Origin of the sequence: uncultured Jatrophihabitans sp. (genome assembly GCF_964252635.1) — a bacterium.
In the GTDB taxonomy this organism is placed as follows: domain Bacteria; phylum Actinomycetota; class Actinomycetes; order Mycobacteriales; family Jatrophihabitantaceae; genus Jatrophihabitans.
The window spans coordinates 1-26,805 of sequence record NZ_CAXUNP010000049.1; the positions used below are offsets into that span (position 1 = coordinate 1).

Sequence of the window (26,805 nt, forward strand, 5' to 3'; positions counted from 1 at the left end):
CTCGTCTTCGGGAACGACCCGCCCGCCCACGTCCCCCGACCTCGCCGGGCTGTGCCGTCAATGGCTGGCGCTGCCGCCGGGGCCGGGCGGAGCCAAGGACTCGCCACGCTTCTCGGTGCTCGTGCAGGCGGCCGGCGGCTCGGGGCAGGTGACCGGCTTCTGCCGGCTGAAGGTGTCGGCGTCGGTGAGCCGGACGACGCCCACCGGACCGCCCAGCACCTCCCGGACGGTCCCGACCTCACCTGCCCGCCGGTCGCCGTCCGCGACGGTCAGCGTGTCGGACGGTAACTGACGGTCTCTCCCGGCCGGGCGGCCGTCAGGACAACGCGGAGCCGTCGTCGCGCTTGTGGTGACCGCGTACCTCGGCCAGCTTGGCGTCCGCCGACGCGAACACCTGCAGGAAGATCAGGACGATGCCGCCGAAGAGCAGCACCGCGCCGACCCAGGGCGGGAGCACGTCGGAATCCTGCAGGAGGCAGATCATCGAGAGGAACAACGCGATCATGGTCAGCAGCAGCGACCCGAGCGCGTAGAGGTAGGACAGCGCCAGCGATCTGCGTCGGGCCCAGCTCCACTGCTCCGACCCCGGTGCGTCGTGCGTTCGTTGCTCGCGGACCCGCTCGACCATCGTGTCGACCGACTGCCCGAGCGCCACAGCGGTGGCGACGAGGATGGCCGACGCAACCGTCGCCGCCGTCGCCCAGAAGGCCTCGTGATACGCCACGGCGAACAGTGTGCAGCACCGGCCCGATGATCAGGTCCAGGCCGGTGGGGGGCTCAGCGCCGAGTCGTGGGCCCGGCGAGGCCGGCGAGATGGATCTCCTTCTGCCGGCGGGCGATGACCGGCCAGTCCAGGTCACCGGCGAACGGTGCCACGAGCATCGCGCCGAAGTGGATGACGTCCGCGAGCGTGGTGTCGTCGCGGATGGTGCCGTCCGCGATGCCGATCTCGACGATGCGACGCTGGCCGCGATTGAGACGGCGACGCCCGGCCTGCGCGCCTGGCGTGAGCTTCTGCGGACCACCGCCCAGCGGTAGCACCAGCTGGTCGTGCTCGTTGATGGTGAGGTCCCAGAAGCGGTCGAGCTTCTCCAGCCCCGTCCCGTCGCCGGCGAGGACCGTCTCGATCAACGACGCCAGGAGCGTGAAGGCGCGTTCGGTCAGCGCCTGCAGCAGTGCGGTGCGGTTCGGGTACTTGCGGTACAGCGTGCCGACACCGACGCCGGCTTCGGCCGCGATCGCCGACATGGGCACGTGGTGTCCCTCGCGCAGCATGGTGACCACCGCGGCAGCGAGCACCCGCTCCTGGTTCTCGGCCGCGTCCTTGCGCACGACCGCATTAGACCAGGACGCGGCTGCGGGCGATGGTGCCGTGCGGGTCGACGTGGTCGGCGATCTCGCGCACGCGGGTCCGGGTCTCGACGGGCAGCGCGTCGGGCACCGAGGTCGCCCCCTCGACCCAGGAACCGAGGCTGCGCCCGGTGTCAGCCGGGGCGACGGCCGCTCGCACGGCGTCGAAGGCCTGCTGCAGCGCGCGTCGGCCGTCCTCGCCGGCCGGCGGACCTCCGACGGCATGCACGACGAACGGGCCGGGCACGGACGATTCGGCGCCGGGTCGCGCCGCCGCCGTGTTGCCGACGCTGCGTACCTCGATCATGGCGAGCGGCGCGTCCGCGGGTGCCGCGACCGTGAGCGCCGCCGCGACGAGCCCGGGTGCCGATGCGTCGAGCCAGCGGGCCTGCCCGATCGCCGGCGTGCCGGGCGGCGGGTCGAGGTGGATGGAGCCCAGGGTGGCGGCGTCGGCCTTGCCCCACGTGTCTGCGGCAGGCTCAACCGCGGAGCGCACGGAGTCCAGCAGCACCTGCGCCCCGGCCGGGCCGCGGGATGCCGCCACAGCGAGGTGGACCACGGGCGTGCCGCGCAGCGCCTCCGGGAACGGCGGCGCGGGTGGGGCGTGCAGGAGCGAGATGCTGGTGGACACGTCGTCGCCCACGTCGTCGATGGTGCGCACCCACGCCGCGACCACCGCGTCGAGCGCCTCGGCCGGCCACAGCAGGTAACCCGCGTACAGGTCCTCGACGGCGAACAGGTCGAACTCCAGCGTCGTGGCGATACCGACACCGCCGCCACCGCGGAACGCGAAGATCGCCTCGCGGTCGAGCTCGTCGGCCGCGTCGTCCGATGCGGTGCGGACGGTGCCCTGCCCGTCGACGTAGACGACGCTGCGCAGCGCGCCGGCCGCCATCCCGTGCGGCCGGCACAGCCAGCCGATCCCGCCGCCGAAGGTGTACCCGCTCGGACACACCGATGGGGCGGAGCCGGCCAGGCCCAGCAGGCCGTGCTGCTCGGCCGCCGCGTTGACCGCGCCCCAGGTGACGCCGGCGCCGACCCGCGCGACGGCCGCCTGGGCATCGATCGCGATGTCGTTCAGTGCGGACGTGTCGACCAGGACCGTGTCGTCGCCGACGGTGCCGCCCGCACCGTGCCCGGTGGCCTGGGGCAGGGCGGTGAGCCCGCGCCGGGCGCACTCGGCCACGACGGCGGCCACGTCGTCGGCGTCCTGCGGCCGGGCGACGAAGGCCGGGCGCTGGACACCCACGCTGTTGTGCGGCCTGGTGGCTGCGGCGTACGCCTTGTCGCCCGGGGCGAGCAGCTCTGCTCCGTCGGTCATCCGTACCTCCGTCGGTCGACCGTGCGGGCGCAGTGCTGGTCCGCTACGGTAAGCGGAGTATTTCGTCCGGATAACTCGATCGTCAACCAGGGAGCAGCCATGACGTCCAGTGACCCCCGTCCCGTGGTCGTGCTGGGGGCGACCGGTCAGCAGGGTGGCGCCGTCGTCGACGCCCTGCTCGACGCGGGTGCGTCCGTACGGGCGGTCGTGCGTGACGCCACGTCCGACCGCAGCGTCGCGCTGGCCGGACGAGGCGTCGACGTGGTGACCGGTGACCAGGACGAGCCGGACTCGCTGCGCGGCCCGTTTGCCGACGTGTCCGCGCTGTTCCTGATGACGACGTTCGCCGAGTCGGGCGGCACCGACGCCGAGACGCGGCGGGGGCGGGCGGTGGTCGACGCCGCGGCCGCAGCCGGCGTTCCCCGCGCGGTCTACTCGTCGGTCGGCGGGGCCGAGCGCGGGTCCGGCGTGCCGCACTTCGAGAGCAAGCGCCGCGTCGAGGAGCATGCCGAGTCGGTGCTCGACTGCCAGTTCGTCCGCCCCGCGTTCTTCATGGAGAACCTGTCGCAACAGCTCGACCTGGGTTCCGAGGATCCGCTGGTGCTGCGCCTGCCCATGCCCGGCGACGTCCCGCTGCAGATGATCTCGGTCGTCGACATCGGCAAGGTGGCGGCGGCCGCCCTGCTCGATCCTGCGGCGCTGGGCGGCACCGCACTCGAGATCGCCGGCGACGAGCGGACCGGCGAGCAGATGGCCGCGACCGTCGGCCGTGTCCTCGGCCGGGACGCGCGGTACGAGGCGGTACCGACCGACACCCTGGACGACGACCTGGCCGCGATGTTCCGCTGGTTCGTCGACACCCCGGCCTACGAGGCCGACTTCGCCCGCACGCGTGAGATCGACCCGGGCGTCCTCGACCTTGCCGGATGGGTGACGGCGCACCGGTCGGGCTGATCGAGGCGCAAGCCGCGCCGGTGCGGACGTGGACGCTGACGCGCGGTCGTGGCCGGTAGAGGCACCGCCGCCACCGGGCTACGAGCCGTCCGTCGCGCTCAGAACGACGTGTCGGTGCGGTCGGCCAGTGCGTAGGCCGCGCCGGACGCCACGGCCGTGACGGTCAGTACCGACGGCCAGGCGCCGATCTTCTTGGCCAGCCCGTGCGACCCGCCGAACGCGCCCACGTAGGTGCCGAGCAGGACGCCCATGACGCCCGGGCCGGACGAGCGCAGCCACGATCGTGCACACCAGGCGCCGGCGCCGGCCAGAACGGCTCCGCCGAGTTCACGCCGCCCCGAGTAGCGGGCGGCGGCGAAGCCGCCGATGAGCCCGGCCGCCACAGCCGGTGCGGTCGGGACGGGGGAACGGTGACGAGCCATGGCAGCGACGTTACGCGCGACGGTGCTGCCTCCGACGCTCAACCGGACGGTAGCGCCGCCGCGAGTTCATCGAGCACCGCCACGTGCTGGTCGACCGAGGTCAGGCCGGCGCCCATCGTGTTGACCGACAGGTGGGTCGCCCCTGCTGCGCGCCACTGCTCGACGGCGGCGACGGTCTCGTCGGTGTCGCCGCGCCAGCTGACCCGACCCTCCATGCCGAGGGCGGCCGGGTCGCGGCCGGCGTCCCGTGCCGCACCGTCCACGACCGCGCGCGCCGCGTCCAGGTCGGGACCCGGTTGCACCTGCGGGAACCAGCCGTCGCCGAGCCGACCCGCGCGACGGTAGGCCGGTGGTGACGAGCAGCCGAACCACACCGGGATGGGGCGCTGCACGGGCAGTGGCGCGATGCCGGCACCGTGCACGCGCTCGCCGTCGACTGTCGCGTCCACCGAACGCTCCGTCCACAACCGGCGCATGAGCTCGACCTGCTCGCCGCTGCGTCGCCCGCGGGTGGTGAAGTCCTGGTCCAGCGCGTCGTACTCCACCTGGTTCCACCCGACGCCGATGCCGAGCCGGAAGCGACCTTCGGTCAACAAGTCGACCTCGGCCGCCTGCTTGGCCACGAGCGCGGTCTGGCGCTGCGGCAGGATGATCACGCCGGTGACCAGCTCGAGCGACGTCAACCCGGCCAGGAAGCCGAACAGTACGAACGGCTCGTGGAAGGTGGTGTCGACGTCGTAGGGCCCGCGCCACGGCGCGTGCACGTCCGGGTCGGCGCCGACCACGTGGTCGTAGACGAGCAGGTGTCGGTACCCCTGCTGCTCGACGGCCTGGCCGTAGTGCCGCACTGCGCCGGCGTCGCCGCCGAGCTCGGACTGGGGGAACACGACGCCGATCTGCATGACCCCGACGCTAGTGCGCGTATCTCGGGGTCCGGCCACCGCTGGGCAGGACGCCGACCTGCGGATACGCTGCCCCGGCCGGCTCCCCGCCGGTTCTCCTGCGCAAAGGTGCGTGCTCGTTGCTGCGTCGTAGTCTCCTCGCCCTGTCCGTCGCCGCCGTCGCCTGCGGAGCCGTCGTGCTCGGCACGTCCGGGTCGGCAGGGGCCGCACCGCCCGCCTCGACCAAGGGCAAGACCTATGTGGCGCTCGGTGATTCCTACGCGGCCGGTTACCAGCTGCCACCGCCGTCCGTGGCGACCGGTCAGCCGGTCGTAGGCTGCGATCAGACGACGGGCGACTACCCGCACATCCTCGCCGCTCAGCTGGGGCTGAAGCTCACCGACGTCACGTGCAGCGGGGCCACGACCGTGGACTTCACAAATTCGCAGGACGTGACGGGAACCCCGGACCCCGCGCCGCAGCTGGACGTGTTCAAGAAAATCCAGCCCGACCTCGTGACCATCACCATCGGTGGCAACGACCTGGGTTTCACCAGCATCGCCGGTGCGTGCGCAGCGACACCGCCTGGTGACTCGACCTCGAGGGTCATCGGCAACGGCAAGCTTGGTGCCGGGCTGCTGCAATATGCGACCTGCCGGGACTACTTCTCGGCGCCCACGTCGGCGAACGGCGGCAAGGCCGACAACCCGTACGACAAGTTGCCGTCGGTCATCGCGAAGGTGAAGGCCGCGGTCGCCGCGGTGCAGAAGGCGGCGCCGAAGGCGAAGGTCGCGGTGATCGCTTACCCGGCCATCGCGCCGGACGCGAAGAACACGCCGAAGGGTGGCTGCTACACGAGCCTCAAGCAGAATGCCGATCCGACGTCGATGATCAACCCCTTCCCGTCGGCGCTGCCGTTCACCGACACCGACATCCCCTATTTGCAGGTCCTGCAGCAGAGGCTGGACGCCGGGATCGGTCAGGCGGCGCAGCAGCTCGGGGCTTCCTACGCCGACATCTACCCGTCGTCGCTGTCGCACTCGGCGTGCCAGCCGGAGAGCACCCGGTGGGTCGAGCCGTTGACACCGGACGACGGCGGCCTGAACGTCCTGCACCCGAACCTGCGCGGCACGACCGCCATGGCCGACGCGCTGAACCCTGTCGTACGGCAGCTGTTCGCGCCGGTGGCGGCACCGACCACCTCGTCCGCCACCACCGAGCCCACCACCGGCACATCAGCGACGTCCGGTGGCGCGAGCGCCGCACCGCTGGCCGCTACCGGTTCACGGACGCCGGTGGGTGCGACGGTGCTGCTCGGCACGTTGCTGCTCGCGGCCGGCGCATCACTGCTGCTGGTCGGTCGCCGGGCCCGTCGTCAGCACTGAGCCGCAAACCATGTGAGCCCGTTGATCACCAGATGGCGGGTTGGTCCGCCGACGCCAGGACGAACCAGGCCGTAGCGGTGACCGAACTCTGCGTGCTCATGCCCGTCTCGTCGTCCGCCCGGGTCGCGTAGGGGAACGACCCGTCGCTGCGCTGCAGCGCGGCGATGTTCGCCAGGTCCTGCGCCGATCGGGTGGCGTCACCGCCGCGGGCGCGGGCGACGGCCACGCCCGCCGAACCCTCGACCCAGACGTTCGCCGGCGCGGCCGGGAACGCCGGCTGCGGGTAGTAGGCCCGGTAGCCCGTCCCCGACGCCGTGGAGGCGAACGCGTCCAGGTGCGCTGCCGCCTGCGCCGCGAGCGCCGGGTGGCCGGCGGCGAGCAGGAACAGCGCACCCCAGGAGCTCACGTCCAGTGGGTCGGTGGTGTCGGGGGAGCCGTTCGGGGCCAGCCCCTGCAGGAAGCGCCCGGCGGCCCCGTTCCACAGCGTGCCGACGATCGCGGTGTCGAGGGTCGCGGCGTCGGAGGCGTAGCCGGGGTCCTGCAGCACGGACGCGGCCAGGTGCAGCGCCTGCCAGGTGTCGAGGTTGTGCTCTGTCGACACCCAGGCCGGGCGCGCGGAGGGGTCCACGGTCCCGTCGGCCGAGTAGTCCCCGGTGCCGGCACCGACCAGTCCGTCGGCGCGTCGCCGGCCCAGCAGCCAGGACAGCCCGGCGCGTGCAGCCCTCACGACCGCCGCCCTCGACGGATCGGAGGCGCTCATGGTCTGCGCCCGCCTGAGCAGCGCGTAGGTGGCGACGGCGGAGATTCCGGTGCGCTCGATCGCGGAGCCGGCGGCGGGGTTGCGCACGTCGGCGGACTCCCGGAAACCACCGTCGCCGGCCTGCAGGTTGATCAGACCGGCGGTGAACGAGGTGGCGTCGGCGCCCAGCGCGGTCGCGGTGAGGACGGTGAGCGCCTGGTCGTAGGTGTAGACGCGGGTGCCGCCCGCGAAGGAGCGGACGAGCCCGAAGTCCGGCGCCTGCTCGGCCAGCACGGCGTTCGTGCTCGTGTCGACGAGCTGGAACACCTTCGCGCCGGGGCGGCTGCTCGGGAAGCTGAACGTGCCGTCGGCGCGTGCCGGCTGCTCGGCCACCAGGTAGGCGGTGTCGGTGACGACGTAGGCGCGCACCTGCCAGTGGTCGTAGGTGGCGCCGGGCCACGGCGTACCCGCGGGCGCGTAGGAGTTGGTCGCATCGAGCAGGCCGAGGGCCCAGGTGCCGGCGGGCGGGTTCGACACCGCGCCGAGATTCACCGTGAACGTCCCGTCCGGGGCCACGAGGGTCTGCAGGGGCACCTGGGTGCGGCCCGTGTCGGTGTCGCGGTACACCTGAACGATCCATCGGTTGGCTGACGGCGCGAGCGTGATGTGACCGCTCACGGTGCCGGCGTAGTCATCCGGCACCTGCGTGGGGGAGTCGACGACGATCGACGCGGTGTCCGTCACCGGTGAGCTGACGCCGCGCGGTGCGAACGTGCCCGAGACCGCTCCGGTCCAGTCGTCGGAGTAGCTCTGCCGGGCGGTGATGGTGGAGGCGCTGGTGACCACGGTGCCCGAACCGCGCTGCGACTCGATCCAGCTCCAGGCCCGACCCTGGGGGCTCGTGGGTGCGGCGGAGGCGACGCGGGCTCCGGACTGCGGCGTCGAGGGATCGGCGTGCGCCGACGACGCGGGACCACCGGCGATCACGGCGACGCCTGCGACGGCGGCGGCGGTGAGCACCGCCGCCATGATCCGTCCACCGGGGACACCGCGCATCGGGGACTCTCCTGCTCTGCAGGCGTTTGCCTCACAGAAGTTTTACCTCGCAGGAGCCCGGGTCTAACGTCCCGCCGATGTCGGGTCCAAGGTCCGGCGGCCTCGCACTCGAGCGCTTTACACCAGGTAACGATGCCGCACGTAGGCCACGATGACCACGAGAACGAGCGCAGCGAGCCCCTTCCACAGCAGGAGCCGCTCGGCGCGGCGGTCGTGCGCCAGCTCGTCCGCCGCGCGTTCCTCCATCGCACGTTGTTCCACCGCGTCGCTCATGCCACCACTGCCCCTACCTTGCCGGTCTTCTCGGTCTTGTCCCACGTGGCGGTTGCGCCGCGCAGCTCGGCTACGTACGCGGCACACGTGATGGCGCAGAGCAACGGGCCGTAGCCGACGACGAAGAGCAGCACGCCGCCGAGCCGGCCCAGGTCGCGTGCCTTGTCGAGCCGATACACCGCCCACGCGGCGAGCATGCAGACCGAGATCCAGACGTACGCGGCCAGAGCCAGGTACGACCGCGTCTCGTGGCTCCACCCGAGGCCCACGTCGACGCACACCCGTCGGACCAGCCAGTGCATCGGTCGGGGCGCGAGGACCCAGGCCATCACGGTGAGGCTGATCAGACCCGGGAAGTACAGCGCCTGGCGCCAGCTGCGGCCCGCGACCCCGCGGTCGACGGCCAGGGTGAAGGCGGTCGTGAACAGGAACCCGAGGGCGTTCGTGATCCACAGCAGCGTGAACAGCTGGTGCCCGCGATTGGCGTCGAGCCACCACAACACGGCGAGCGCCGCCGAGGCAACGATCATGAACCCCGGCAGCAGCAGCGTCGACCACCACATCAGGCCGAACCAGATCCCGCCGAGGTGGTGCTCACGCGACGGGCGGAAGAACACACCGCGGAAGCGACGTGCCACCTGCAGGTTCCCCCGTGACCACCGCTGGCGCTGCTTCCACAGCCCGACGACGCCGGCGGGCTCCTCGGCCAGGCAGTGCGCGTTGCCGTCGAAGATCACGGTCCGTCCGCCCAGCTGGGTCAGGATCGTGGTGACCGTGTCCTCGGCGAGCGTCGTGGTGTCCATGAGGCCGCCGAGCTGTTCCAGGTTGGCGCGCGTGTGCAGTTGCGCGCCGCCGGCCAGGCAGGCCTGGGCACCGGCCACGTTCTGCGCTCGCCGGCCGACCGCCTGGGCAGCGGCATACTCGTAGCCGATGTAGCGGTTCATCCAGTTCGGTGGCTCACTGGCCTCCTTGATGAAGGCGGTCACCGCACCCACCTCGGGATCGCCGAGGTGGCGGGTCATCCGCCGGATCGACGTCGCCTCGAACACGACATCGGCGTCGGTGATCAGCACGGCCTGGGCCCAGTCGTCGGCCATGATCTGGCGCAGCCCGTGGTTGAGGGTGTGCGCCTTGCCCTCGCCGCCCTTCGCGCGACGCAGGTGCAGCACGCGACCCGGGTAGGCCCGCATCTTCTCGGCCATCAGTGTGGGCGTCTCGTCGGTGCTCGCGTCGTCGACGACGACGAGGCGCAACCGGTCGGCGGGGTAGTCGAGGGCCATCATCCGGTCCACGCTGAAACGCAGGACGGCGGCCTCGTTCCAGGCCGGCACGAGCACGGCGACCCGCGGCAGTTCGGTCAGCTCGACCTGGTCGTCGTCGTAGTGGTCACGGAAGCGATGGCACGCGGCGTAGAGGGTCTGCAGGATCGTGGCGGCGTTCGGCACCGCGCCCAGCAGGACGAACAGGCTGAGGGTCCAGAGCCCCACCGAGGCCAGCGAACTCATGGGCCCGCGGCGGCGAACGCCCCGTCGCGCGCGACCTCGTCCAGGTAGGACCACCGCCCGACGTCCGCGCACCGGTGCGCGTCCGTTCCCGCCACCAGCTCGACTCCGAGGGCGTGCAGGCGCAGGGCGACGGGGGAGGACGGGCAGCGCCACTTCTCGTTGATCTCGATCGCGGCGCCGGCGTCCCGGCAGGCCGTGGCGAGCGAACGCAGGTGCTCGTCGTGGACGTCGCCCTCGGACAACCCCATCTTGGGCAGCAGGCTGAACGGGTGCACCACGATCGGCCGGAAGGGCGCACGAGCGACCGCCGCGGCCGTCGCGCCGATCAGGTCGTCGACCACCGCGCGCGCCGGCAACTCGCCGGCGTCGACCCGGCGGGCGATCTCGCGCGGGTGCACCGGACCGGACGCCGACGGGAACTGGTGGTCGGCCACGAGTACGTAGTCGAGCTCGGGCAGCGTCGCCGGCAGGTCCAGCGCACCGGTGGTGTCGAGGATCTTGGCCTCCACCCCGCAGCGGATCGTGAGGTCCGCGACCCGCAGACCGCGGACCGTCCGCACGTAGTCGACGACCCAGTCGCTCGTCGTCCGCACGTGGTCCGAGAGCCCCCAGGTGCGCAACCCGGCCGCGGCGGCGGCATCGGCCATCCGCTGCGGCGAGTCGGCACCGTCGGTCAGGGTCGAGTGGGTGTGCAGGTCGGACCCACGGTCGATCGGGATCATCCCGTCACGAGCTGGGCCCGTGGCCGCGCCGAGGGGATGTCGGCGTACTCCTCGACGGGGACCGCGATGTCCTCCCAGTGCCGCACCACCGCCACCTCGCGGTAGTCCATGTGGTCCGGCAGCGGGTGCCCGAGCAGCGCCTGCACCGCGAGCAGGGGCATGTCGATACCGGCCGCCTGGGTCAGTGCCATCGTGCCCGGGAACCGCGCGTTGACCTCGAGCAGCGCCGGGCGGCCGGAGGCGTCCAGCTTGGCCTGGACGTTGACGACGCCCTGGGCGCCGATCACCTCGGCCACCTTGCGACCGAACGACTCGAGCACCAGGTCGGCGACGGTGCGTCCGGCGACGGCGATGCCGGAGTCGACTTTGTCCCGACGTCGGGGCACGGCCGCGACGACGCCGCCGCCCGGCCGCGCCAGGACGTCGATGGAGAACTCGGCGCCGGGCAGCAGTTCCTGCGCGATGATCGAGCCGTCGAACTCCGCGTCCTCCAGGTCGTCGACCGAGGCCACGATCCGGAAGCCGCGACCTCCCGCGCCGCGGCGGGGCTTGACGATGAACGGCTCGCCGAGCGCCCGCACGTCGTCGAGGTCGGCGCGTGATCGCAACAGCACCGTGCCGGGGACGCGCACCACCCGGCTGCACGCCTGCATGAGCTCCCACTTGTCCAGGCACATGTCCAGCGTCTCGACGGACTCGACGAGCAGCGCGATGCCGTGCGCGGCGAACCGGTCGCGCGCCGCGGACACGTCGCGCAGCTCCACGTCGACGGTGGGCACGACGACATCGGCCCCGTGCTCGATCGCCGCGGCCAGCAACGTGTCCACGAATTCCGGGTCGTCGCCGCGGGGGAGCAGTAGGCGTCTCGACGCGTCGGTGAGGTACAGGCCGACGGCGACCGGGTCCATGTCGGCCGCCACCAGCTGGGCGTGCCCGCGCAGGCTGCGCAGCACGGTGACGGCAGCGGCACCGCCCGCACCCGTGACCAGGACCGTTCCGAGCTGCGGATCGTTCACGATGCTCCTGCCAGTTCGCCGGACGTGCTCGTCGTGGGGTCGGTACGGGGTGCGCCGGCCGAGGCCTTCAGGGCGTCCAGGGCCGGGCCGTTGTCGTCGCTGGCGATGACAGGCGGTACGGCGTGGAGCGCGACCGGGGACACGGTCAGCTCCTGCGTCGGCTGCGACGCCTCCTCGAAAACCGGGCTCGTGACGCTGTGCCGCAGTTCGCCGACGGAACGCACGACCTCGAACGGCTCCGCGTAGCGCGCGCTCGCCGCGAGGTGCCGCGCCCAGTACCTGGCGCCGGCGGTGACGAGCTCGGGCTCGAGGTAGCTGCGTCCGTCCTGCGAACGGAACAGCGCCAGCAGCTCGACCTTGCGTCGCACCGTCTCGTCGATGTTGACGAACTGGGTCGGCAGGAAGTCGTTGGTCGCCGACGGCGACTGGTAGGCGAACACCCGGCGCACGCCCCGGGCCGCACTGCGCACGGCCGTGCTGACCGCACGATGGTCCTGATGGTTGTCGTGGGCCGAGTGCACGTAGACGACGGTGGGGTCCAGCCGTTGGATGACGCTCTCGATCAGTCTGATCGTCCGGACCCCGTCGTCGATCTCGGTGTCCGGCAGGTCGGCGAACAGCAGCTGCGCGCCCAGGGCGTCGGCGGTGGCCCCGGACTCGGTCACGCGTTGCTGGGTGTCGCCGCCGATCGCGCCGCGGCTCAGCGTCAGGATCGAGATGCGGTCGCCGCGCATCCGGTGATCGAGCAGCGTGCCGCCGCAACCGATCTCGACGTCGTCGGGATGCGCGCCGATGGCGAGCACACGTTCGCGCGCCGCGCCGGCAGCGGTCATGCCCCGACGCAGCGAGGTCTCGCACGCGTCTCTGTCGTCGGGGTCGAGTACGTCGGTCACGCCGGCCCGCAGGGCTCGCAGCAGCACGTCCGGGTCGCGACGCTCCGCCGGGCAGACCAGCTTGACCCGCGCGCTGGGCGAGGCCCGGTGCCAGGCCTGGACGGCCTCGACCGAGTGGTCGTCGGCGAAGACGTCGGCGCCGAGCAGGAAGAAGCCGGTCGGTCCGAGACTGCGGACCACCGAGACGGCCTGATCGGGGGAGACCACGACCGGGTGGAACTGCAAGGTGCGGAGCACGCTGACGATCGCCGGGTGCAACGCCTGCCCCACGACCAGTGCGATCCTCGGCGCCCAGTCACGCAGGACGGTGATGTCGGGGTCGATCCCTCGCAGCGCCACGATGTCCGAGGAATCGGGCTCGCCGCGGAGGGACGATCGGCGCGTGATGTCAGGTGTTGGCGGCATTGCGTGATCTCCGGTCGGCAGGGGTCCGACGTAGTGCCTCGAGCAGTTCCGTAATCTACCTACGATGTGAGATAGTTGTAAAGCGCGACACGGTGTCGGGCACACGGCAGCTCACCCGAAGGAGCGCACATGTCCGGTGGCGTCGTCCTGTCCGAACGAGCCCGACGAGCCCAGGACCTGGTCGACGACGTCCTGTCCTCGCCGGAATCGTGTACCCGCATCGATGCCCTGGTGCGATCCGCGGCCGCCTCGTTGCGCTCGGACGTCGCCAGCCTGTCGATGCTGTCCGACCGACAGATCACACTCAGTACATGTCACACGACACCCTCGGTAATTGAGACGGCGGACGAACGAGGCGAGACGCTGCCGTTCGAGGACACGATCTGTGCCACCGCCCTGCGCCTGGACGAAGCGCTCGTCATCCCCGACACGCACGACGACACCCGGGTGTCGACCGTCCCGGCCGTGCGCGACGGGGACGTCGGCGCCTACCTGGGCGTGCTGGTCCGCAACGCCGAACACGTCGTCGGCGTGCTCTGCGTGGCCGGTGCCGAGCCGAGGCAGTGGACCGACCACGAGCTGTCCGCCCTGACCGGGATCGCGGGCGAGATCTCCCGCGAGCTGGCGGTCGGCGCACCGGCCCGGGCGGTCTGACGTGTGCGGCATCGTGGCGGTCGTCGGGACCGACGACGCCCCTGCGGCGATCCCCACCCTGCTCGAGGGCCTGCAGCGGCTGGAGTACCGCGGGTACGACTCCGCCGGGCTCGCCGTCGTCGACGGCGACGGCCTGACGTCCGCGAAGTCGGTCGGGCGGGTCGCCGACCTGCGCGCTGTCGTCGACCGCGGCCATCCGTCACGAACCGGGATCGCGCACACCCGCTGGGCCACCCACGGACAACCGAGCGAGGCGAACGCGCACCCGCAGCTCGACGTGACCGGTCGGGTCGCGGTGGTGCACAACGGCATCATCGAGAACGCCGACAGCCTGCGCACCCAGCTCGCAGCCGACGGCGTGACCTTCTCCTCCGAGACCGACACCGAGGTGCTCGCCCAGCTCGTCGGTCGCGCCCTGCAGGCGGGTGCGGCCACTCTCGAACACGCCGTGCGAGCCACGCTGGAGTCGGTCGTGGGCACCTACGGCCTCGTGGTGCTGTCGCCGTCGTTCCCCGACCAACTGGTCGTCGCGCGCAACGGCAGCCCGATCGTCATCGGCCTCGCCGAGAACGCCACGTTGGTCGCGTCCGACGAGGCCGCCCTGGTCCGGCGCACGTCGCACGTGTCGCATCTCGCCGACGGCGAGGTCGTCACCGTCAGGTCCGACGGGTTCGGCCCCGTCGTCTCGAGTGCCGACTCCGAGCACGTCACCGAGCCGGTCACGGCCGACCCGTTCGACCTGGGCGACTTCGACAGCTTCATGCAGAAGGAGATCCACGAACAGTCCGCGGCCTTGGCCCAGGCGTTGCGCGGACGCCTCGACGAGCGCAACGCGACGGCCCGGCTCGGTGGCGTCAACATCGACCTGCGGGAGCTGCGCGCGATCAGAAGGGTGAAGATCCTCGGTTGCGGGTCGGCGTACTACGCCGGGCAGCTCGGCGCGGTCGCCATCGAGGAAATGGCGCGCATCCCGGCCGACGCCGAACCGGCCGCCGAGTTCCGCTACCGCAACCCGGTGGTCGAGCGGGACACGCTCTACGTGGCCGTCAGCCAGTCGGGCGAGACCATCGACACGCTGATGGCCGTGCAGGAGCTGCAGCGCAAGGGCGCGGCCGTCATCGGCATGGTCAACAGCGTGGGCAGCGCCATCGCGCGTCAGACCGGACAGGGCGTCTTCATCCACGCCGGGCCGGAGTTCTCGGTGGCGTCGACCAAGGCGGTCACCAACATGTCGGCGTGCTTCGTGCTGCTCGGCCTGCTCCTCGGGCGCACCCGCGACCTCGGAGCGAGTGCCGGCGCGCGCATCGTGCGCGGCCTGGCCGACCTCCCGGCGGCGATCGACGACGTCGTCTCGCGCGAGGCAGAGATCGCAGAGATCGCCCGCGCCTACGCCGACGCGCGCAGCATGTACTTCATCGGCCGGTACCGAGGCTTCCCGGTCGCCCGCGAGGGGGCGCAGAAGCTGAAGGAGATCACCTACATCCACGCCGAGGCCTACCAGGCGTCGGAGCTGAAGCACGGCCCGTTGGCATTGGTCGATCCGGCCATGCCCAGTGTGGTCGTCGTCCCGAACGACGAGCTGCTGACCAAGAACCTGTCGACCATCGAGCAGATCCGGGCCCGCGGTGGACGCGTGCTCGTGGTGACCAGCGCGAACGTGCCCGCCGGGCTCGCCGATCACGTGCTGCGCGTACCCGCGGTCGAACCCGAGCTGGAGCCCATCCTGCTCAACATCCCGCTGCAACTGTTCAGCCTGCACGTGGCCAACACGCTGTCCCGCGACGTCGACAAGCCCCGGAACCTGGCCAAGAGCGTGACCGTCGAGTAACCCGTCCGGACGCCCTCCCCATCGCTGCGGCTGTCGTGCGGTCCCGCCGGACAACCACTGTGATGGGAAGACGGAGCCGTAGGTAGCTTGCCTATCGAATCCATAGGCGAGCTACTGTCGAGGCCATGAACGGCAACCGGTCCGCGGGAGCGCACCGATGACGACCATGGATGCCGCCGCAGAATCGACTCCGGGTTCGGCCCGGCCCGTGCGCACCTCGGCGCTCAGGTTGTTGCTGCGGGACAGGGCCGCCGTGGCCGGCGTCGTGGTCATCGTCATCGTGGTCGTCGTCGCCCTGGCGGCCCCGCTCGTGGTCCGCATCCCCGGTCAGGACCCGTACACCTACCACCGGTCCGTGCTCAACGGTCGCGGAGCGCCGCGCGGGGCCTTCGGTGGGGTCAGCGGCAGTCACTGGTTCGGCGTGGAACCACTCACCGGCCGGGACCTGTTCAGCATCGTGGTCTACGGCGCACGCACGTCGATCCTCGTCGGCCTGGCCGCCACCGTGATCTCGACGGTCATCGGGACCGTCGTGGGCGCCGCGGCCGCGCTGTTCGGCGGCTGGATCGACCGGTTGCTGAGCCGGGTCGTCGACGTCATGTTCGGCATCCCGGTGCTGATATTCATGATCGCGCTCGGTGCGTTCGCGCCCACGGCCCTGCCGAAGTGGCTGTTGGTGACGCTGATCGTCGGGTTCCTCGGATGGCCGCCTACCGCACGCATCGTGCGCGCCCAGTGCCTGTCGCTCGTGCGGCGCAACTTCGTGCTCGCCTCGCGGGCGATGGGCGGCGGGCCGTGGCACGTGCTGCGCGAACAGCTGCTGCCGAACCTGCTCGGCATCCTCATCGTCGTGGTCACCGTCGCCATCCCGTACAACATCGGGTACGAGGCGGCGCTCGCGTTCCTCGGCGTGGGCGTGCCGCCGCCGACCCCGTCGTGGGGTCGCACCATCAGCAGTGCCATCGCGTGGATCGCGACCGACCCCTGGTACCTGCTCGGCCCGGCGGGTGCCCTGTTCGTGATCACCTTCGCGTTCAACCTGCTTGGCGACGGTCTGCGTGACGCCTTCGACCCGCGGGCGGGCGGACGTCGATGACCGGCATCCGCACCCCGGCATGGTCGGTGGCCGTCCTGCCCGGCCTCGGTTACGCCGCCCGACGGTTGTTCGCGACGGTCGTCGTCCTGCTGATCATCGCCGTGCTGACGTTTCTGATCTTCCATGCGCTGCCGAGCGACGTGTCGCTCGCGTCGTGCGGCAAGCCGTGCACGGCCCAGCGACGGGCCGAGGTGCGGCACTTCCTCGGTTACGACCGCGCCTGGTACGTGCAGCTCGGCCAGTTCCTGCTCGGCATCGTCGCCGGCCGCACGTACGGGTCGGGCTCGGCCCAGGTGCACTGCGGGGCACCGTGCTTCGGGTACTCGTTCCGGCTCGACGAGTCCGTGACCAGCGTCGTCGGCGACCGCTTCGCCGTCACCGCCTCCATTGCCATCGGGGCCGCTGTCATCTGGTTGCTGTTCGGGGTGGTGACGGGCGTGGTGGCCGCCGTGCGCCGGGGGACGTGGGTCGATCGTGCAGCGCTCGCGTCCACGGTCGTGGGCGTCTCCGCGCCGACGTATCTCGTCGGGCTGGTCGGCATCTACCTGCTGGGCTTCAAGGCCAACGTGTTGCCGGTGGGCAACTACGTACCGCTGACCCAGAACGTCGGGCAGTGGGCCTATCACCTCGTGCTGCCGTGGCTGGTGCTCGCGTTCACCTCGGCCGCGGCGTACACCCGGTACACGCGCAACCAGGTCGCCGAAGTGCTCGGTGAGGACTTCATCCGCACCGCGCGGGCCAAGGGTCTGCGCGAGCGGCAGGTACTGCTCCGGCACGGCCTGCGCAACGGCCTCCTGCCCGTCATCACCCTGTTCGGCATCGACCTCGGCGTGCTGCTCGGCGGCGCCGTGATCACCGAGCGGATCTTCAGCATGCAGGGCCTCGGAGCGCTGCTCGTCGACTCCGTCTACAACGTCGACCTCCCGGTCGTCCTCGGTATCGCGCTGTTCTCCGCGTTCCTCATCATCCTGGCCAACCTCGTCGTCGATCTCGTCTACGCCCTGCTGGACCCGCGCACCGCCGCGACCGGCTCGTGAAAGGAATGCGCATGAACCGCCTGCTCGCCGTCGCCGGCACCCTCGCCGCCACCGGGCTCGTCCTGGCCGGCTGCCACGCCAACTCCACCGGCTCGTCCAAGCAGTCGAACGGTTCCGCCGACAGCGCCCCGGTGAAGCGCGGCGGCACGCTGACCGTGTACGAGGAGAACACCCAGTTCGTCACGGACCCGGCCAAGAGCCAGTCGCTGGCCATCACGTCGTCGGGCCTGCTCTACCGGCGGCTCACGACCTGGGACGTCCGGCCCGGTCACCAGCCCAAGTACGTGCCGGACCTGGCCACGAATACCGGCACGCCCAGCGACGGCGGCCGCACCTGGACCTACACCCTGAAGTCCGGCATCAAGATGTCGAACGGCCAGACGGTCACGAGCAGCGACATCAAGTACGGCATCGAGCGTTCGTTCGCCCCTGAGCTGTCCGGCGGCCTGAGCTACCACAAGGCGCTGCTCGTCGGCGGCGACTCCTACAAGGGCCCGTACACGGGCAAGCAGCTCGCGTCCATCGCCACGCCCAACGCGCGCACCATCGTGTTCCACCTGACCACGCCGTACGGCGACTGGCCGTGGATCGCCTCCATGCCGGCGTTCGCGCCTGTGCCCAAGTCCGCCGACGCCAACCCGGCGAACTACGGCAACCACCCGGTCAGCTCGGGGCCCTACGTCGTCCAGAGCTACAAGGAGGGCACCGCCCTGACGCTGGTGCGCAACAAGTTCTGGAGCGCCAAGACCGACAGCGTCCGCAGCGGCGGCCCGAACAAGATCGTCGTCAAGCTCGGCCAGCAGGACACGGTCGCGGCGCAGCAACTGATCGCCGACACCGGCGCGGCGAAGAACGCCTTCGGCGCGGAGCCGGTCCCACCGGCCCAGCTGAACCAGATCGCCACCAACGCGAGCGCGAAGGCACGGCTGGCGGTGTCGAACCCGGGTGCCCTCGTCTACCTGGCGATGAACGTCCAGCACAAGGCGCTCGCGGACGTGCGGGTGCGCCAGGCGATCGAGTACGCGATCGACAAGCGCGCGTTCCAGCTGCAGGCCGGTGGGTCGTCGCAGGGAGCCATCGCCACCACCCTCATCACCCCGGGCATCCCCGGCCGCGTGGCCTACAACGCCTACCCGGGGCCGCAGACGGGCGATGTCACCAAGGCGAAGGCGCTGCTGACCGCCGCCAACGCCACCAACCTGCACCTGCGACTGCTGACCCGGAACGAGGGCACGTACGTGTCGCAGGCCGAGGCCGTCCAGCAGAGCCTCAAGCGGGTCGGCATCTCGACCACGATCGTGCCCCAGGACGACAACACCGAGCTGGACACGATGACCAACAACAAGGGTGACTACGACCTGACCGTCACCGACTGGCAGCCCGACTTCCCCAGCGCGAACGGCAACATCTCGCCGCTGTTCGCGTCGAACCAGATCGGCAACGGCAACTACAACATCGCGCGGTACTCGAACAGCACCGTCGACAGCCTGATCGCGAAGGCCACCGGCACCGTCGACCGCACCGCGGCCGACAAGCTGTGGGCCCAGGCCGACCGGCGGATCATGCAGGACGCTCCCGTGGTGCCGCTGCTCTACAGCCGCAACGCGTTCCTGCGCGGTTCGGGGGTGCGTAACTTCGACGACTCGCAGTTCCCGAACTACCCCAACTACCTGCGCGTCTCGCTCGCGGGTTGACCAGCCCGACGATCATGAGCGAACCCGTCCTCGAGGTACGTGACCTTCGGGTCGCGTTCCACGACCGCGACGGCGCCGACCAGGAGGTCGTGCACGGCGTCGACCTCGACGTGCCGGCCGGGCGGGTCGTGGCGTTGGTGGGCGAGTCGGGTTCCGGCAAGTCGGTGTCGGCACTGTCGGTGCTGCGTCTGCTGCCCGCCGAGGCGCGGGTCACCGGCGCGATCCGCGTGCGGACCGCGACCGGGGACCAGGTCGACGTGGCGACCGCCGACGCGGCCGCCCTGCGGCAGCTGCGTGGCGCCGCCGTCGGCGTGGTCTTCCAGGAGCCGATGGCGGCGTGGGACCCGGTCTACCCGATCGGGCGACAGATCGCCGAGGCCCTCGAGGCCCACGACCGCGAGTCCGGTGACCAGGCCGTGGCTGCCCTGCTGCGCCGCAGCGGCCTCGACGATCCCGACCGCATCGCCCGGTCGTTCCCCCATCAGTTGTCCGGCGGTCAGCTGCAGCGGGCCATGATCGCCATGGCCACCTCGTGCAAGCCGGCGCTGCTCATCGCCGACGAGCCCACGACCGCGCTCGACGTCACCGTGCAGGCCGGCATCCTGGACCTGCTGCGGTCTTTCGCGGCCGCCGGCACCGCGGTGCTGCTCATCACCCACGACATGGGCGTGGTCGCCGACCTTGCCGACGACATCATCGTGCTGCGTGACGGTTCGGTGGTCGAGCGCGGGCCGGTCGAGCAGGTGCTGCTGCACCCCGAGGCCGACTACACGCGCGACCTGCTGGCAAGCGTCCCGTCGCTCGCCACCTCCGCGGGCTCGTCGTCGTCTCCCTCGCCGGCGACCGGCGTCGACGGGGCGCCGGCGTCCGGGGCGAGTCTGCGCGGCGTGTCGGTCACCTACCGAGCCCGTCGTCGTCGCGCGGGTGCGCGCAGCGTGCTGCGTGCGGTCGACGACGTCACCCTCGACCTCCCGGCCGGGCGCACGCTCGGCCTGGTCGGCGAGTCCGGGTCGGGCAAGTCGACGCTGGCCCGCTGCCTGACCGGCCTGCTGCGTCCGGACGACGGCAGCGTCCGGGTTGGCGACGTCGATCTCGCCGGTCTGCGGGGGTCACGCCTGCGTGCGGCCCAGCGCGAGGTCGGCATCGTGTTCCAGGACCCCGGCTCGTCGCTGAACCCCAGGCACACCGTGGCGCGGTCGGTCGCCGAGCCCCTGCGACTGGCCGGCTGGTCCGGCGACCGCAGCACCGCCCGGGTCGACGACGTGCTGAGCTCGGTCGGGCTCGGCCCCGAGCACGCCGTCCGGTTCCCGCACCAGCTGTCCGGTGGGCAGCGCCAGCGGGTGGCCATCGCCCGCGCCCTGGCCCTGCAACCGCGGGTGCTCGTGGCCGACGAGCCGACCAGCGCCCTCGACGTCTCGGTCCAGGCCCGCATCCTGGCCCTCATCCGCGACCTGCAGCAGCAGTACGGCTTCGCCTGCCTGTTCGTCAGCCACGACCTCGCGGTCGTGGCGGCCGTCGCCCACGAGGTCGCCGTCATGCACGACGGCCGGGTGGTCGAGTACGGCGCCACCGCCGAGGTGCTCACGCACCCCCGCGCGGAGTACACCGTCCAGCTGCTCGAGGCCGCCCCGGTCGCCGATCCGCGTGAGCAGCGCCGACGCAGGGAGCGTCGGGAGCAGCACCTAGGATCGCTCGCATGACCCTTGTGGCAACTCCCGACGGCCGGCAGCTGGAGGTCGAGGTCAGCGGGCCGGAGGGCGCGATGCCGCTGGTCTTCCACCACGGCACACCCGGCTCGGCGCACCAGTTCGGCAGCCTGGCACGGGCGGCCCACGACCGGGGCCTGCGCCTGGTGTCCTATGCGCGCCCCGGCTACGGGGCGTCGACCCGCCAGCCCGGGCGCGCGGTTGTCGATGCTGCCGCCGACGTGGCCACCGTGCTCGACCATCTGCAGGAATCGCGGTGCGTCGTCGCCGGATGGTCCGGCGGCGGTCCGCACGCGCTCGCCACCGGCGCCCGTCTGGCCGATCGCGTGGCCGGGGTTCTCGTCATCGCCGGGGTCGGTCCGGCCGGCACCGACCTGGACTTCCTCACCGGCATGGGCGAGGAGAACATCGAGGAGTTCGGCTTGGCCTTCCGGGGCGAGGACGCCCTGCGTCCGGTGCTCGAGGACTGGTCCAACGGGCTACGGAACGCCGACGCCGCGGGAGTCGTCGAAGGCATGGGTTCGCTAATCCCGCCGGTCGACGCCGCGGTGCTGACCGGCGAGTTGGGCGAGGACCTTGCCGCCGCCCTGCGCGACGGTCTGCGTGACGGGGCGGACGGCTGGATCGACGACGACCTCGCGTTCTGCCGTCCGTGGGGCTTCGAGCTGGCCGACCTCACGGTGCCCGTCTTCCTCTGGCAGGGGAGTGCCGACGCGATGGTCCCGTTCCGCCACGGTGAGTGGCTCGCCGAGCACGTCCCCGGCGTGACCGCCCACCTGCTGCCGGGTGAGGGGCACCTGTCCATCGCGGTCGGGGCGGCCGACCAGATGTTCGACGAGCTGGTCGCCGGCGCGCCGCGACCATCGGCCTGAACGGTGGGTCCCGGGGCGTATCACCGGGCGGACCACCGCCGGTAACGGTCAGTCCAGACAGAATTCGATGCCCTCGGGGCCCTGCGTCACGATGCCGACAGTCTGGACTGGGGAGTCGATAGCGGGCACCGTCCCAGCATCTTGGTGGGTCGCCATCGTGGCCGCTGCCGCCCGGTCGGGTCAGCGCGGCGGCAGCGACCGCGCGTACTCGACACCCAGGTCGATCCACTGGGCGAGCTCGGCCTCCCCGACGGCATCGGTGTCCACCAGCAGCCAGCCGTCCAGTTCGCGCCCGCGCATCACGAACCGCGTCGCGGCCCGGTCGTTGAGCAGGTCCTCGGTGCGGTCCGGGTCCACCCGCACCATGAGCCCACCGCGGCCGCCGGCCGCCACCGCGAGATGTCCGTGCACCAGGAACGCCAGCCCGCCGAACATCGCCTTCTCGGTGACGCCCGGTGACCCGAGCAGGACGGAGCGCACGTGCTCGGCGAGGTCCCGGTCGTAGGCCATACGGCCAGTATGACCGCGGGTCAGGGCTTGGTCAGGGCTTGGTCAGGGTGAACTGCTGGACGTCGAGGTAGCCGGTCCGGAAGCCCGCCTCGGAGTAGGCGAGGTACAGCGACCACATGCGGCGGAAGACCTCGTCGAAGCCGAGGGCGTCGACGGCGTCCGCGTTCGCCTCGAACGTCTCGCGCCACCGGCGCAGCGTCTCGGCGTAGTGCCGACCGAAACTGAAACGGTCGGCCACCCGCAGCGAGGTTCGCGCCGCAAGTGTGCGCTCGATGGCCTCGACCGAGGCCAGCTGCCCGCCCGGGAAGATGTACTTCCGGATCCAGGTGTAGGTGTCCTTGGTGGCCAGGACCGTGTAGTCGTCCTGCAGGATGGCCTGCAGCCCGACGCGCCCGCCCGGCGCCAGGAGGGTGTCGATGGTCTCGAAGTAGGTGTCCCAGTACTGCGCGCCGACCGCCTCGATCATCTCGACACTGACCACCGCGTCGTAGCGGCCCGTGGCCTCGCGGTAGTCCTGCAGCTTGACCGTGACCCGGTCGGCGAAGCCGGCGTCGGCGATGCGGCGCCGGGCGAGCTCCGCCTGCTCGGTGGAGATCGTCAGCGTGGTGACCTTGGCGCCGCGCTCCGCGGCCCGCAGGGCCAGCTCGCCCCAGCCGGTGCCGATCTCGAGCACGGAGGTTCCGGCGGTCACTCCCACGCTGTCGAGCAGACGGTCGATCTTGCGACGCTGCGCGTCGGCCAGCGGCTCGGGAGAGTGGTCGGGCTCGCCGGCGAAGATCGCGGACGAGTAGCTCATGGACTCGTCCAGGAACAGCCGGAACAGGTCGTTGGACAGGTCGTAGTGCTGGCGGATGTTCTTGCGTGCGTTCTCGACGGTGTTGTCACCGCTGTGCGGCTGCACGCTCAGAACCGCGTTGCGCAGTTTGTGCAGGAACGGCGGGATCATGTCCTTCATGTTCGACGCGAACGCCGACAGCACCCCGGCGAGGTCGTCGGACGTCCAGTCGCCGGCCATGAAGGCCTCGCCGAAGCCGATGGTGCCCGTCTCGCCCACCCGGTGGTAGAACGCGTCCGGCCGGACGAGCCGGAACACCGGGTCGTCATGGGTGCCGCCGTCGGCCCACCGGTCGCCGGGCTCGACGACGCGCATCGGCAACCGGCCCGCCGCGTGGCGGAACAGGCGTTTGGCGATGGCCGCCCGCACCGGCGAGTTCGGGACGGTGGCGACGTCCGGCCAGCGGAGTGCGTCGATGCCGTGCGTGGGGGTCTGGGTGGTCTTGCCGGTGTCGGTTATCGCCACGTCGTGCCTCCGCCCTGTGGTTTCAGGTCAGGTCAGACCTCGAGGCGGGCGTCGCCCGCCAGCGCCCTCGAGACTATCTTCGCGATCGGCTCCGGAACGGTTCCGTCGGGGTCCGTACCCAACAGTCCGGCGAGGACGAAGCCGGTGCTGAGCTGGTGCCACACGGGCGCACGCCGCAGCATCGCGTGCGCGTCGTTGTCGACGGCCACGTAGCTCGCGGACCGGGTGACGGCGGCCGCCTCGCGGGTGAATCGCGCCGACTCCACGTTGCTGGTCATCCGGTCCCCGGTGCCGTGTGCGACGAGCAGGGCGCGCCCGGCCAGCGGCGTTACCGGGTCGCCGGGCTCGATCCACGGGGCCAGGCCGACGACCGTGGTCACGCTCGGGTGTCCGGCCGCGTACATGGCCGCGCGCCCGCCCATGGAGTGCCCGACCAGCGCGGACGGGAGCGCCCCGAAGCGTTCGTCGAGCTGACGCAGTGCCCACCGCACATCGGGGACGGGGGACTGCTCGTCGCCGTTCCAGCCGCGGTAGCGGTACCGGACCCGGGCTACCACCAGGCCGTGGCTGCGGCCGGCGCGACGCAGCGATGTCACGAAGGGCTGCATGCGCAGCACGGCGAGCTGGCCGGCCCGGGCGCGCATGTGGCTGCGGGACCGGCCGCCGTGCAGCACGAGGACGACGGCCCGCGCCGTACCCGTCGGCGCGTCGACGTGCAGCGCCGGCGCTACTTCGGGCACGTCTTGTTGTTCGGCGGCAGGGTGCGGTCGACCAGGTAGCGCTCGACGTAGTTGTCGACACACGAGCTGCCCTGCCCGAAGGAGGTGTGCCCCTCGCCGTCCCAGCTCAGCAGTTCGGCGTTGCCCATCGTGCGGGCCAGGTCGACCGCACCCTTGTAGGGCGTCGCCGGGTCGTGCAGGTTGCCGACGACGAGCACCTTGATCGGCGTCTTGGCGGTCGGCAGCGGCAGCGCGGTACGGGTCTTCTGCCACTGCTGGCAGGTGAACAGCGACGACGCGTTCTGCAGCCCGAAGATCGGGAACCGCGTGGCCCACTGCTTCGCGGTGGCCCGGATCTGGGCGTCGGTCGGGCCGTTCTTGCTGTCGTTGCATCCGATCGTCGTGTTCGCGTCGGAGATGTTGGTGTACTTGCCGTCGTAGCGCTGGTTGTAGTCGTCGGCCAGCTGCAGCAGGCCGGCGGAGTCGCCCTTGCGCGCCTGGACCAGGGCGTTGCCCAGCGTGGGCCACTCCGACTCGGAGTACAGCGCCTGCAGGACGCCGGTGGTGACGAGGGACAGCGTCGCCTTGCGGCTGTCACCGGCCGCCGACGTCGGGATCGGCGACGCCTTCGCCTTGGCCTGGATGGCGTACACGGCCGAACGGGGGTCGCCGAGTGACTTGCAGGGCGAGTGGGCGCGGCAATAGGTGGCGAACTGGTCGAAGGAGCTCTCGAAGCCCTGGAGCTGGTCGGCGAACGCCGTGATGTCGCTCGTGAGCGGGTTCACCGCGCCGTCGAGCACCATGACGCGCACCACGGACGGGAACAGGTGGGCGTAGATCGAACCCAGCTCGGTCCCGTAGGAGAAACCGAGGTAGTTCATCTGCTCGTCGCCGACGGCGCGGCGGATCTGGTCCATGTCGCGTGCGGTGTTCACGGTGTTGTACTGCGGCAGGGCGGACCCGTACTTGCTCGAGCACGACCGGGCAATCATGGCGGCGGTCGAGCGGGCCGAGGCGAACCCGGCGCTCGTCCGGATGTCGGGCGACGCGGCGTTGATGGTGTCCTTCTGCGCGTCGCTCAGACAGTTGATCGGTGAGGACGCACCGATGCCGCGCGGGTCGAAACCGATGAGGTCGAAGTTCTTGAGCAGCGTCAGCGGGACGCTGGCCGTGTACCCGAGTGCGAACACGTTGCCGCTGGCGCCGGGCCCACCGGGGTTGACGAGCAGGCTGCCCTTCGAGGACGTGTTGTCGCGGTCGTGGACCCGGACCAGCTCCAACGAGATCGTGCGACCGTTCGGCTCGGCGTAATCGAGCGGGACCCGGATCTGCGCGCACGAGAACTCGATCTTGCCGGCACGGTCGGACGGCAGGGTGACGGCGGAAGTGTTGTAGAGCCCGGCGCAGCTGCCGAACTTCGCCGGTGCCTGCGGCGGCGCGGAGCCGGCCCCCGACGACGCCGACGAGGACGCGGGGAAGGACGACTGGGCGGCCGACGGGGAACCCGTACTGCCTGTCCCGTCGACCGTCGAGGTACAGGCGGCGACCAGGGTGGTGACCGCGAGCGCGGCGCCCACGAGACTCAGCCGGGCGCGCGAACCGGGGGAGCGAGGCACGCTGATCAACCTACCTGCGGGATCGTGTCGACCGGCTGTGCAGGTCGGCCCGTCACCCCGAACGCCGGGTCAGCCGTGCGTGGGGCGGGGCGCACGCCGTCCAGAAGTCCCGGCCGAGCGCGGAGAGCACCACGGCCTTGCGGACGATCTTCGCGTTGCCCTGGCGGCCGGCGTCGATGCCGGCCCGGGCCGAGACCACGGACGGATCGCGCAGCAGGGCGTCGAACTGGACGTCGACGTGCGCCGGGTCGTGGGTGAACTCGATCAGCCCGAAGCCGTGCAGCCGGCCGAGATAGGTGCCGACGTTGCCGGGTGCCGACAGCCCGGCCGCCGTACCGACGGTCGAGACGTTGGCGAGGACGAGCTGGTCGTGGCCGGACCGGCCGTTCGCCTTCTGGACGACGTCCACGACGGCGAAAGCCCTGCCGTCGGCCAGGGCGGCGAGCACCCGGGCCTCGTCGGGAACGAGCTGGCTGACGATCGAACCGAAGAGGTACTCGCGGCTGCGCTCGCTGTCGGCCTCGGACGAACGGTCCAGCAGCTCCGTCATCGCCGTGCGCAGTGGCTCGGCGTCGTCCGCCGCGTCACGGACGAGCGACATGACCCGCAGCTCCTCGGGATTGGCGGCGGCCGCGCCGAGGTGCTGCGGCACCTCCAGCAGCCGGGCGAACTCCTGCTCGGCGGCCTGCACCAGTCGTTGCGCCTGCGCCTCGACCACCCCGACCCCCGGCAGCTGCCGGGCCACCCGCCAGTAGGACCGGCCCAGCAGCCGTCCGACCCGGGCCGCGGTGACGACGGCGTTGCCGGCGGCGGCGACGACCTGGGCGGGTGGCGGGGGCTCGGTGCGGGCG

The 26,805-nt window shown here is 71.5% G+C and carries 26 protein-coding genes; 10 read left to right on the forward strand and 16 right to left on the reverse strand.

The window, feature by feature from the left end:
- The coding region (locus ACFFCA_RS17105) for a hypothetical protein (RefSeq protein WP_375486967.1) at window positions 1-292 on the forward strand (292 nt) is incomplete at its 5' end.
- A 24-nt stretch (window positions 293-316) separates the two neighbouring features.
- On the opposite strand, the gene ACFFCA_RS17110 is transcribed toward ACFFCA_RS17105, so the two are convergent.
- Genes ACFFCA_RS17110 through ACFFCA_RS17120 form a run of 3 tightly spaced genes read right to left on the reverse strand, consistent with a single transcriptional unit; the run spans window position 317 to window position 2,671 of the window.
- Window positions 317-724 carry a hypothetical protein gene (locus ACFFCA_RS17110; RefSeq protein WP_375486969.1) on the reverse strand — a complete coding sequence of 136 codons (408 nt, stop codon included), beginning with the start codon at window positions 722-724 and terminating at the stop codon, window positions 317-319.
- A 53-nt stretch (window positions 725-777) separates the two neighbouring features.
- Window positions 778-1,332, reverse strand: a complete 555-nt coding sequence (locus ACFFCA_RS17115; RefSeq protein WP_375486971.1) for a TetR/AcrR family transcriptional regulator — start codon at window positions 1,330-1,332, stop codon at window positions 778-780.
- Between the two features lie 7 nt (window positions 1,333-1,339).
- A complete protein-coding gene (locus ACFFCA_RS17120; protein WP_375486973.1) occupies window positions 1,340-2,671 on the reverse strand; it encodes an FAD-binding oxidoreductase in 1,332 nt (443 codons plus the stop codon).
- Window positions 2,672-2,770: 99 nt separating this feature from the next.
- On the opposite strand from ACFFCA_RS17120, the gene ACFFCA_RS17125 reads away from it, so the two are divergent.
- Window positions 2,771-3,625 (forward strand): NmrA family NAD(P)-binding protein, encoded by an 855-nt coding sequence (locus ACFFCA_RS17125; protein WP_375486975.1) that lies wholly within the window; start codon window positions 2,771-2,773, stop codon window positions 3,623-3,625.
- A 98-nt stretch (window positions 3,626-3,723) separates the two neighbouring features.
- On the opposite strand, the gene ACFFCA_RS17130 is transcribed toward ACFFCA_RS17125, so the two are convergent.
- Both ACFFCA_RS17130 and ACFFCA_RS17135 read right to left on the reverse strand, forming a co-directional pair.
- Window positions 3,724-4,047, reverse strand: a complete 324-nt coding sequence (locus ACFFCA_RS17130; RefSeq protein WP_375486977.1) for a hypothetical protein — start codon at window positions 4,045-4,047, stop codon at window positions 3,724-3,726.
- A gap of 38 nt (window positions 4,048-4,085) precedes the next feature.
- On the reverse strand, window positions 4,086-4,949 hold the full coding sequence (locus ACFFCA_RS17135) for an LLM class F420-dependent oxidoreductase (protein WP_375486979.1): 864 nt from the start codon (window positions 4,947-4,949) through the stop codon (window positions 4,086-4,088).
- A gap of 119 nt (window positions 4,950-5,068) precedes the next feature.
- On the opposite strand from ACFFCA_RS17135, the gene ACFFCA_RS17140 reads away from it, so the two are divergent.
- Entirely contained in the window at window positions 5,069-6,313 is a 1,245-nt protein-coding gene (locus ACFFCA_RS17140; protein WP_375486981.1) for an SGNH/GDSL hydrolase family protein, read from the forward strand.
- 25 nt (window positions 6,314-6,338) lie between these two features.
- On the opposite strand, the gene ACFFCA_RS17145 is transcribed toward ACFFCA_RS17140, so the two are convergent.
- The 6 genes from ACFFCA_RS17145 to ACFFCA_RS17170 form a co-directional block, all read right to left on the reverse strand.
- Window positions 6,339-8,108 carry a hypothetical protein gene (locus ACFFCA_RS17145; RefSeq protein ID WP_375486983.1) on the reverse strand — a complete coding sequence of 590 codons (1,770 nt, stop codon included), beginning with the start codon at window positions 8,106-8,108 and terminating at the stop codon, window positions 6,339-6,341.
- A gap of 117 nt (window positions 8,109-8,225) precedes the next feature.
- On the reverse strand, window positions 8,226-8,381 hold the full coding sequence (locus tag ACFFCA_RS17150) for a hypothetical protein (protein WP_375486985.1): 156 nt from the start codon (window positions 8,379-8,381) through the stop codon (window positions 8,226-8,228).
- Complete coding sequence (locus tag ACFFCA_RS17155; RefSeq protein ID WP_375486987.1) at window positions 8,378-9,886, reverse strand: glycosyltransferase; 1,509 nt, start codon at window positions 9,884-9,886, stop codon at window positions 8,378-8,380. The genes ACFFCA_RS17150 and ACFFCA_RS17155 overlap by 4 nt, the downstream gene beginning before the upstream one ends.
- Complete coding sequence (locus ACFFCA_RS17160) at window positions 9,883-10,608, reverse strand: PHP domain-containing protein (protein WP_375486989.1); 726 nt, start codon at window positions 10,606-10,608, stop codon at window positions 9,883-9,885. The genes ACFFCA_RS17155 and ACFFCA_RS17160 overlap by 4 nt, the downstream gene beginning before the upstream one ends.
- Complete coding sequence (locus ACFFCA_RS17165; RefSeq protein ID WP_375486991.1) at window positions 10,605-11,624, reverse strand: ATP-grasp domain-containing protein; 1,020 nt, start codon at window positions 11,622-11,624, stop codon at window positions 10,605-10,607. The genes ACFFCA_RS17160 and ACFFCA_RS17165 overlap by 4 nt, the downstream gene beginning before the upstream one ends.
- Complete coding sequence (locus tag ACFFCA_RS17170; RefSeq protein WP_375486993.1) at window positions 11,621-12,856, reverse strand: PIG-L deacetylase family protein; 1,236 nt, start codon at window positions 12,854-12,856, stop codon at window positions 11,621-11,623. The genes ACFFCA_RS17165 and ACFFCA_RS17170 overlap by 4 nt, the downstream gene beginning before the upstream one ends.
- A gap of 195 nt (window positions 12,857-13,051) precedes the next feature.
- Here ACFFCA_RS17170 and ACFFCA_RS17175 point away from each other — a divergent pair, with 195 nt between their 5' ends.
- From ACFFCA_RS17175 to ACFFCA_RS17205, 7 genes are all read left to right on the forward strand, one after another.
- On the forward strand, window positions 13,052-13,576 hold the full coding sequence (locus ACFFCA_RS17175; RefSeq protein ID WP_375486995.1) for a GAF domain-containing protein: 525 nt from the start codon (window positions 13,052-13,054) through the stop codon (window positions 13,574-13,576).
- A 1-nt stretch (window position 13,577) separates the two neighbouring features.
- Window positions 13,578-15,404: a glutamine--fructose-6-phosphate transaminase (isomerizing) gene (gene glmS / locus ACFFCA_RS17180; protein ID WP_375486997.1), complete on the forward strand. Its 1,827-nt coding sequence runs from the start codon at window positions 13,578-13,580 to the stop codon at window positions 15,402-15,404.
- Window positions 15,405-15,561: 157 nt separating this feature from the next.
- Entirely contained in the window at window positions 15,562-16,500 is a 939-nt protein-coding gene (locus ACFFCA_RS17185) for an ABC transporter permease (RefSeq protein ID WP_375486999.1), read from the forward strand.
- Complete coding sequence (locus ACFFCA_RS17190; RefSeq protein ID WP_375487001.1) at window positions 16,497-17,537, forward strand: ABC transporter permease; 1,041 nt, start codon at window positions 16,497-16,499, stop codon at window positions 17,535-17,537. Before ACFFCA_RS17185 ends, ACFFCA_RS17190 begins: the two co-directional genes overlap by 4 nt.
- 11 nt (window positions 17,538-17,548) lie before the next feature.
- Window positions 17,549-19,231 (forward strand): ABC transporter substrate-binding protein, encoded by a 1,683-nt coding sequence (locus ACFFCA_RS17195; protein WP_375487003.1) that lies wholly within the window; start codon window positions 17,549-17,551, stop codon window positions 19,229-19,231.
- Between the two features lie 14 nt (window positions 19,232-19,245).
- Window positions 19,246-20,931 carry a dipeptide ABC transporter ATP-binding protein gene (locus tag ACFFCA_RS17200; protein WP_375487005.1) on the forward strand — a complete coding sequence of 562 codons (1,686 nt, stop codon included), beginning with the start codon at window positions 19,246-19,248 and terminating at the stop codon, window positions 20,929-20,931.
- Entirely contained in the window at window positions 20,928-21,809 is an 882-nt protein-coding gene (locus ACFFCA_RS17205) for an alpha/beta fold hydrolase (RefSeq protein WP_375487007.1), read from the forward strand. Before ACFFCA_RS17200 ends, ACFFCA_RS17205 begins: the two co-directional genes overlap by 4 nt.
- Before the next feature lie 180 nt (window positions 21,810-21,989).
- On the opposite strand, the gene ACFFCA_RS17210 is transcribed toward ACFFCA_RS17205, so the two are convergent.
- The 5 genes from ACFFCA_RS17210 to ACFFCA_RS17230 form a co-directional block, all read right to left on the reverse strand.
- Window positions 21,990-22,319, reverse strand: coding sequence for a TfoX/Sxy family protein (locus ACFFCA_RS17210; RefSeq protein ID WP_375487009.1), 330 nt, complete (start codon window positions 22,317-22,319; stop codon window positions 21,990-21,992).
- A gap of 31 nt (window positions 22,320-22,350) precedes the next feature.
- Window positions 22,351-23,613, reverse strand: coding sequence for a class I SAM-dependent methyltransferase (locus ACFFCA_RS17215; protein ID WP_375487017.1), 1,263 nt, complete (start codon window positions 23,611-23,613; stop codon window positions 22,351-22,353).
- A gap of 38 nt (window positions 23,614-23,651) precedes the next feature.
- The gene (locus ACFFCA_RS17220; protein ID WP_375487011.1) at window positions 23,652-24,359 is read right to left on the reverse strand and encodes an alpha/beta hydrolase; all 708 of its coding nucleotides are present in this window, start codon (window positions 24,357-24,359) and stop codon (window positions 23,652-23,654) included.
- A complete protein-coding gene (locus tag ACFFCA_RS17225; protein ID WP_375487013.1) occupies window positions 24,347-25,954 on the reverse strand; it encodes an alpha/beta hydrolase in 1,608 nt (535 codons plus the stop codon). Before ACFFCA_RS17225 ends, ACFFCA_RS17220 begins: the two co-directional genes overlap by 13 nt.
- 52 nt (window positions 25,955-26,006) lie before the next feature.
- Window positions 26,007-26,805: Abi-alpha family protein (locus ACFFCA_RS17230; RefSeq protein ID WP_375487015.1), on the reverse strand; the 799-nt coding region annotated here is incomplete at its 5' end.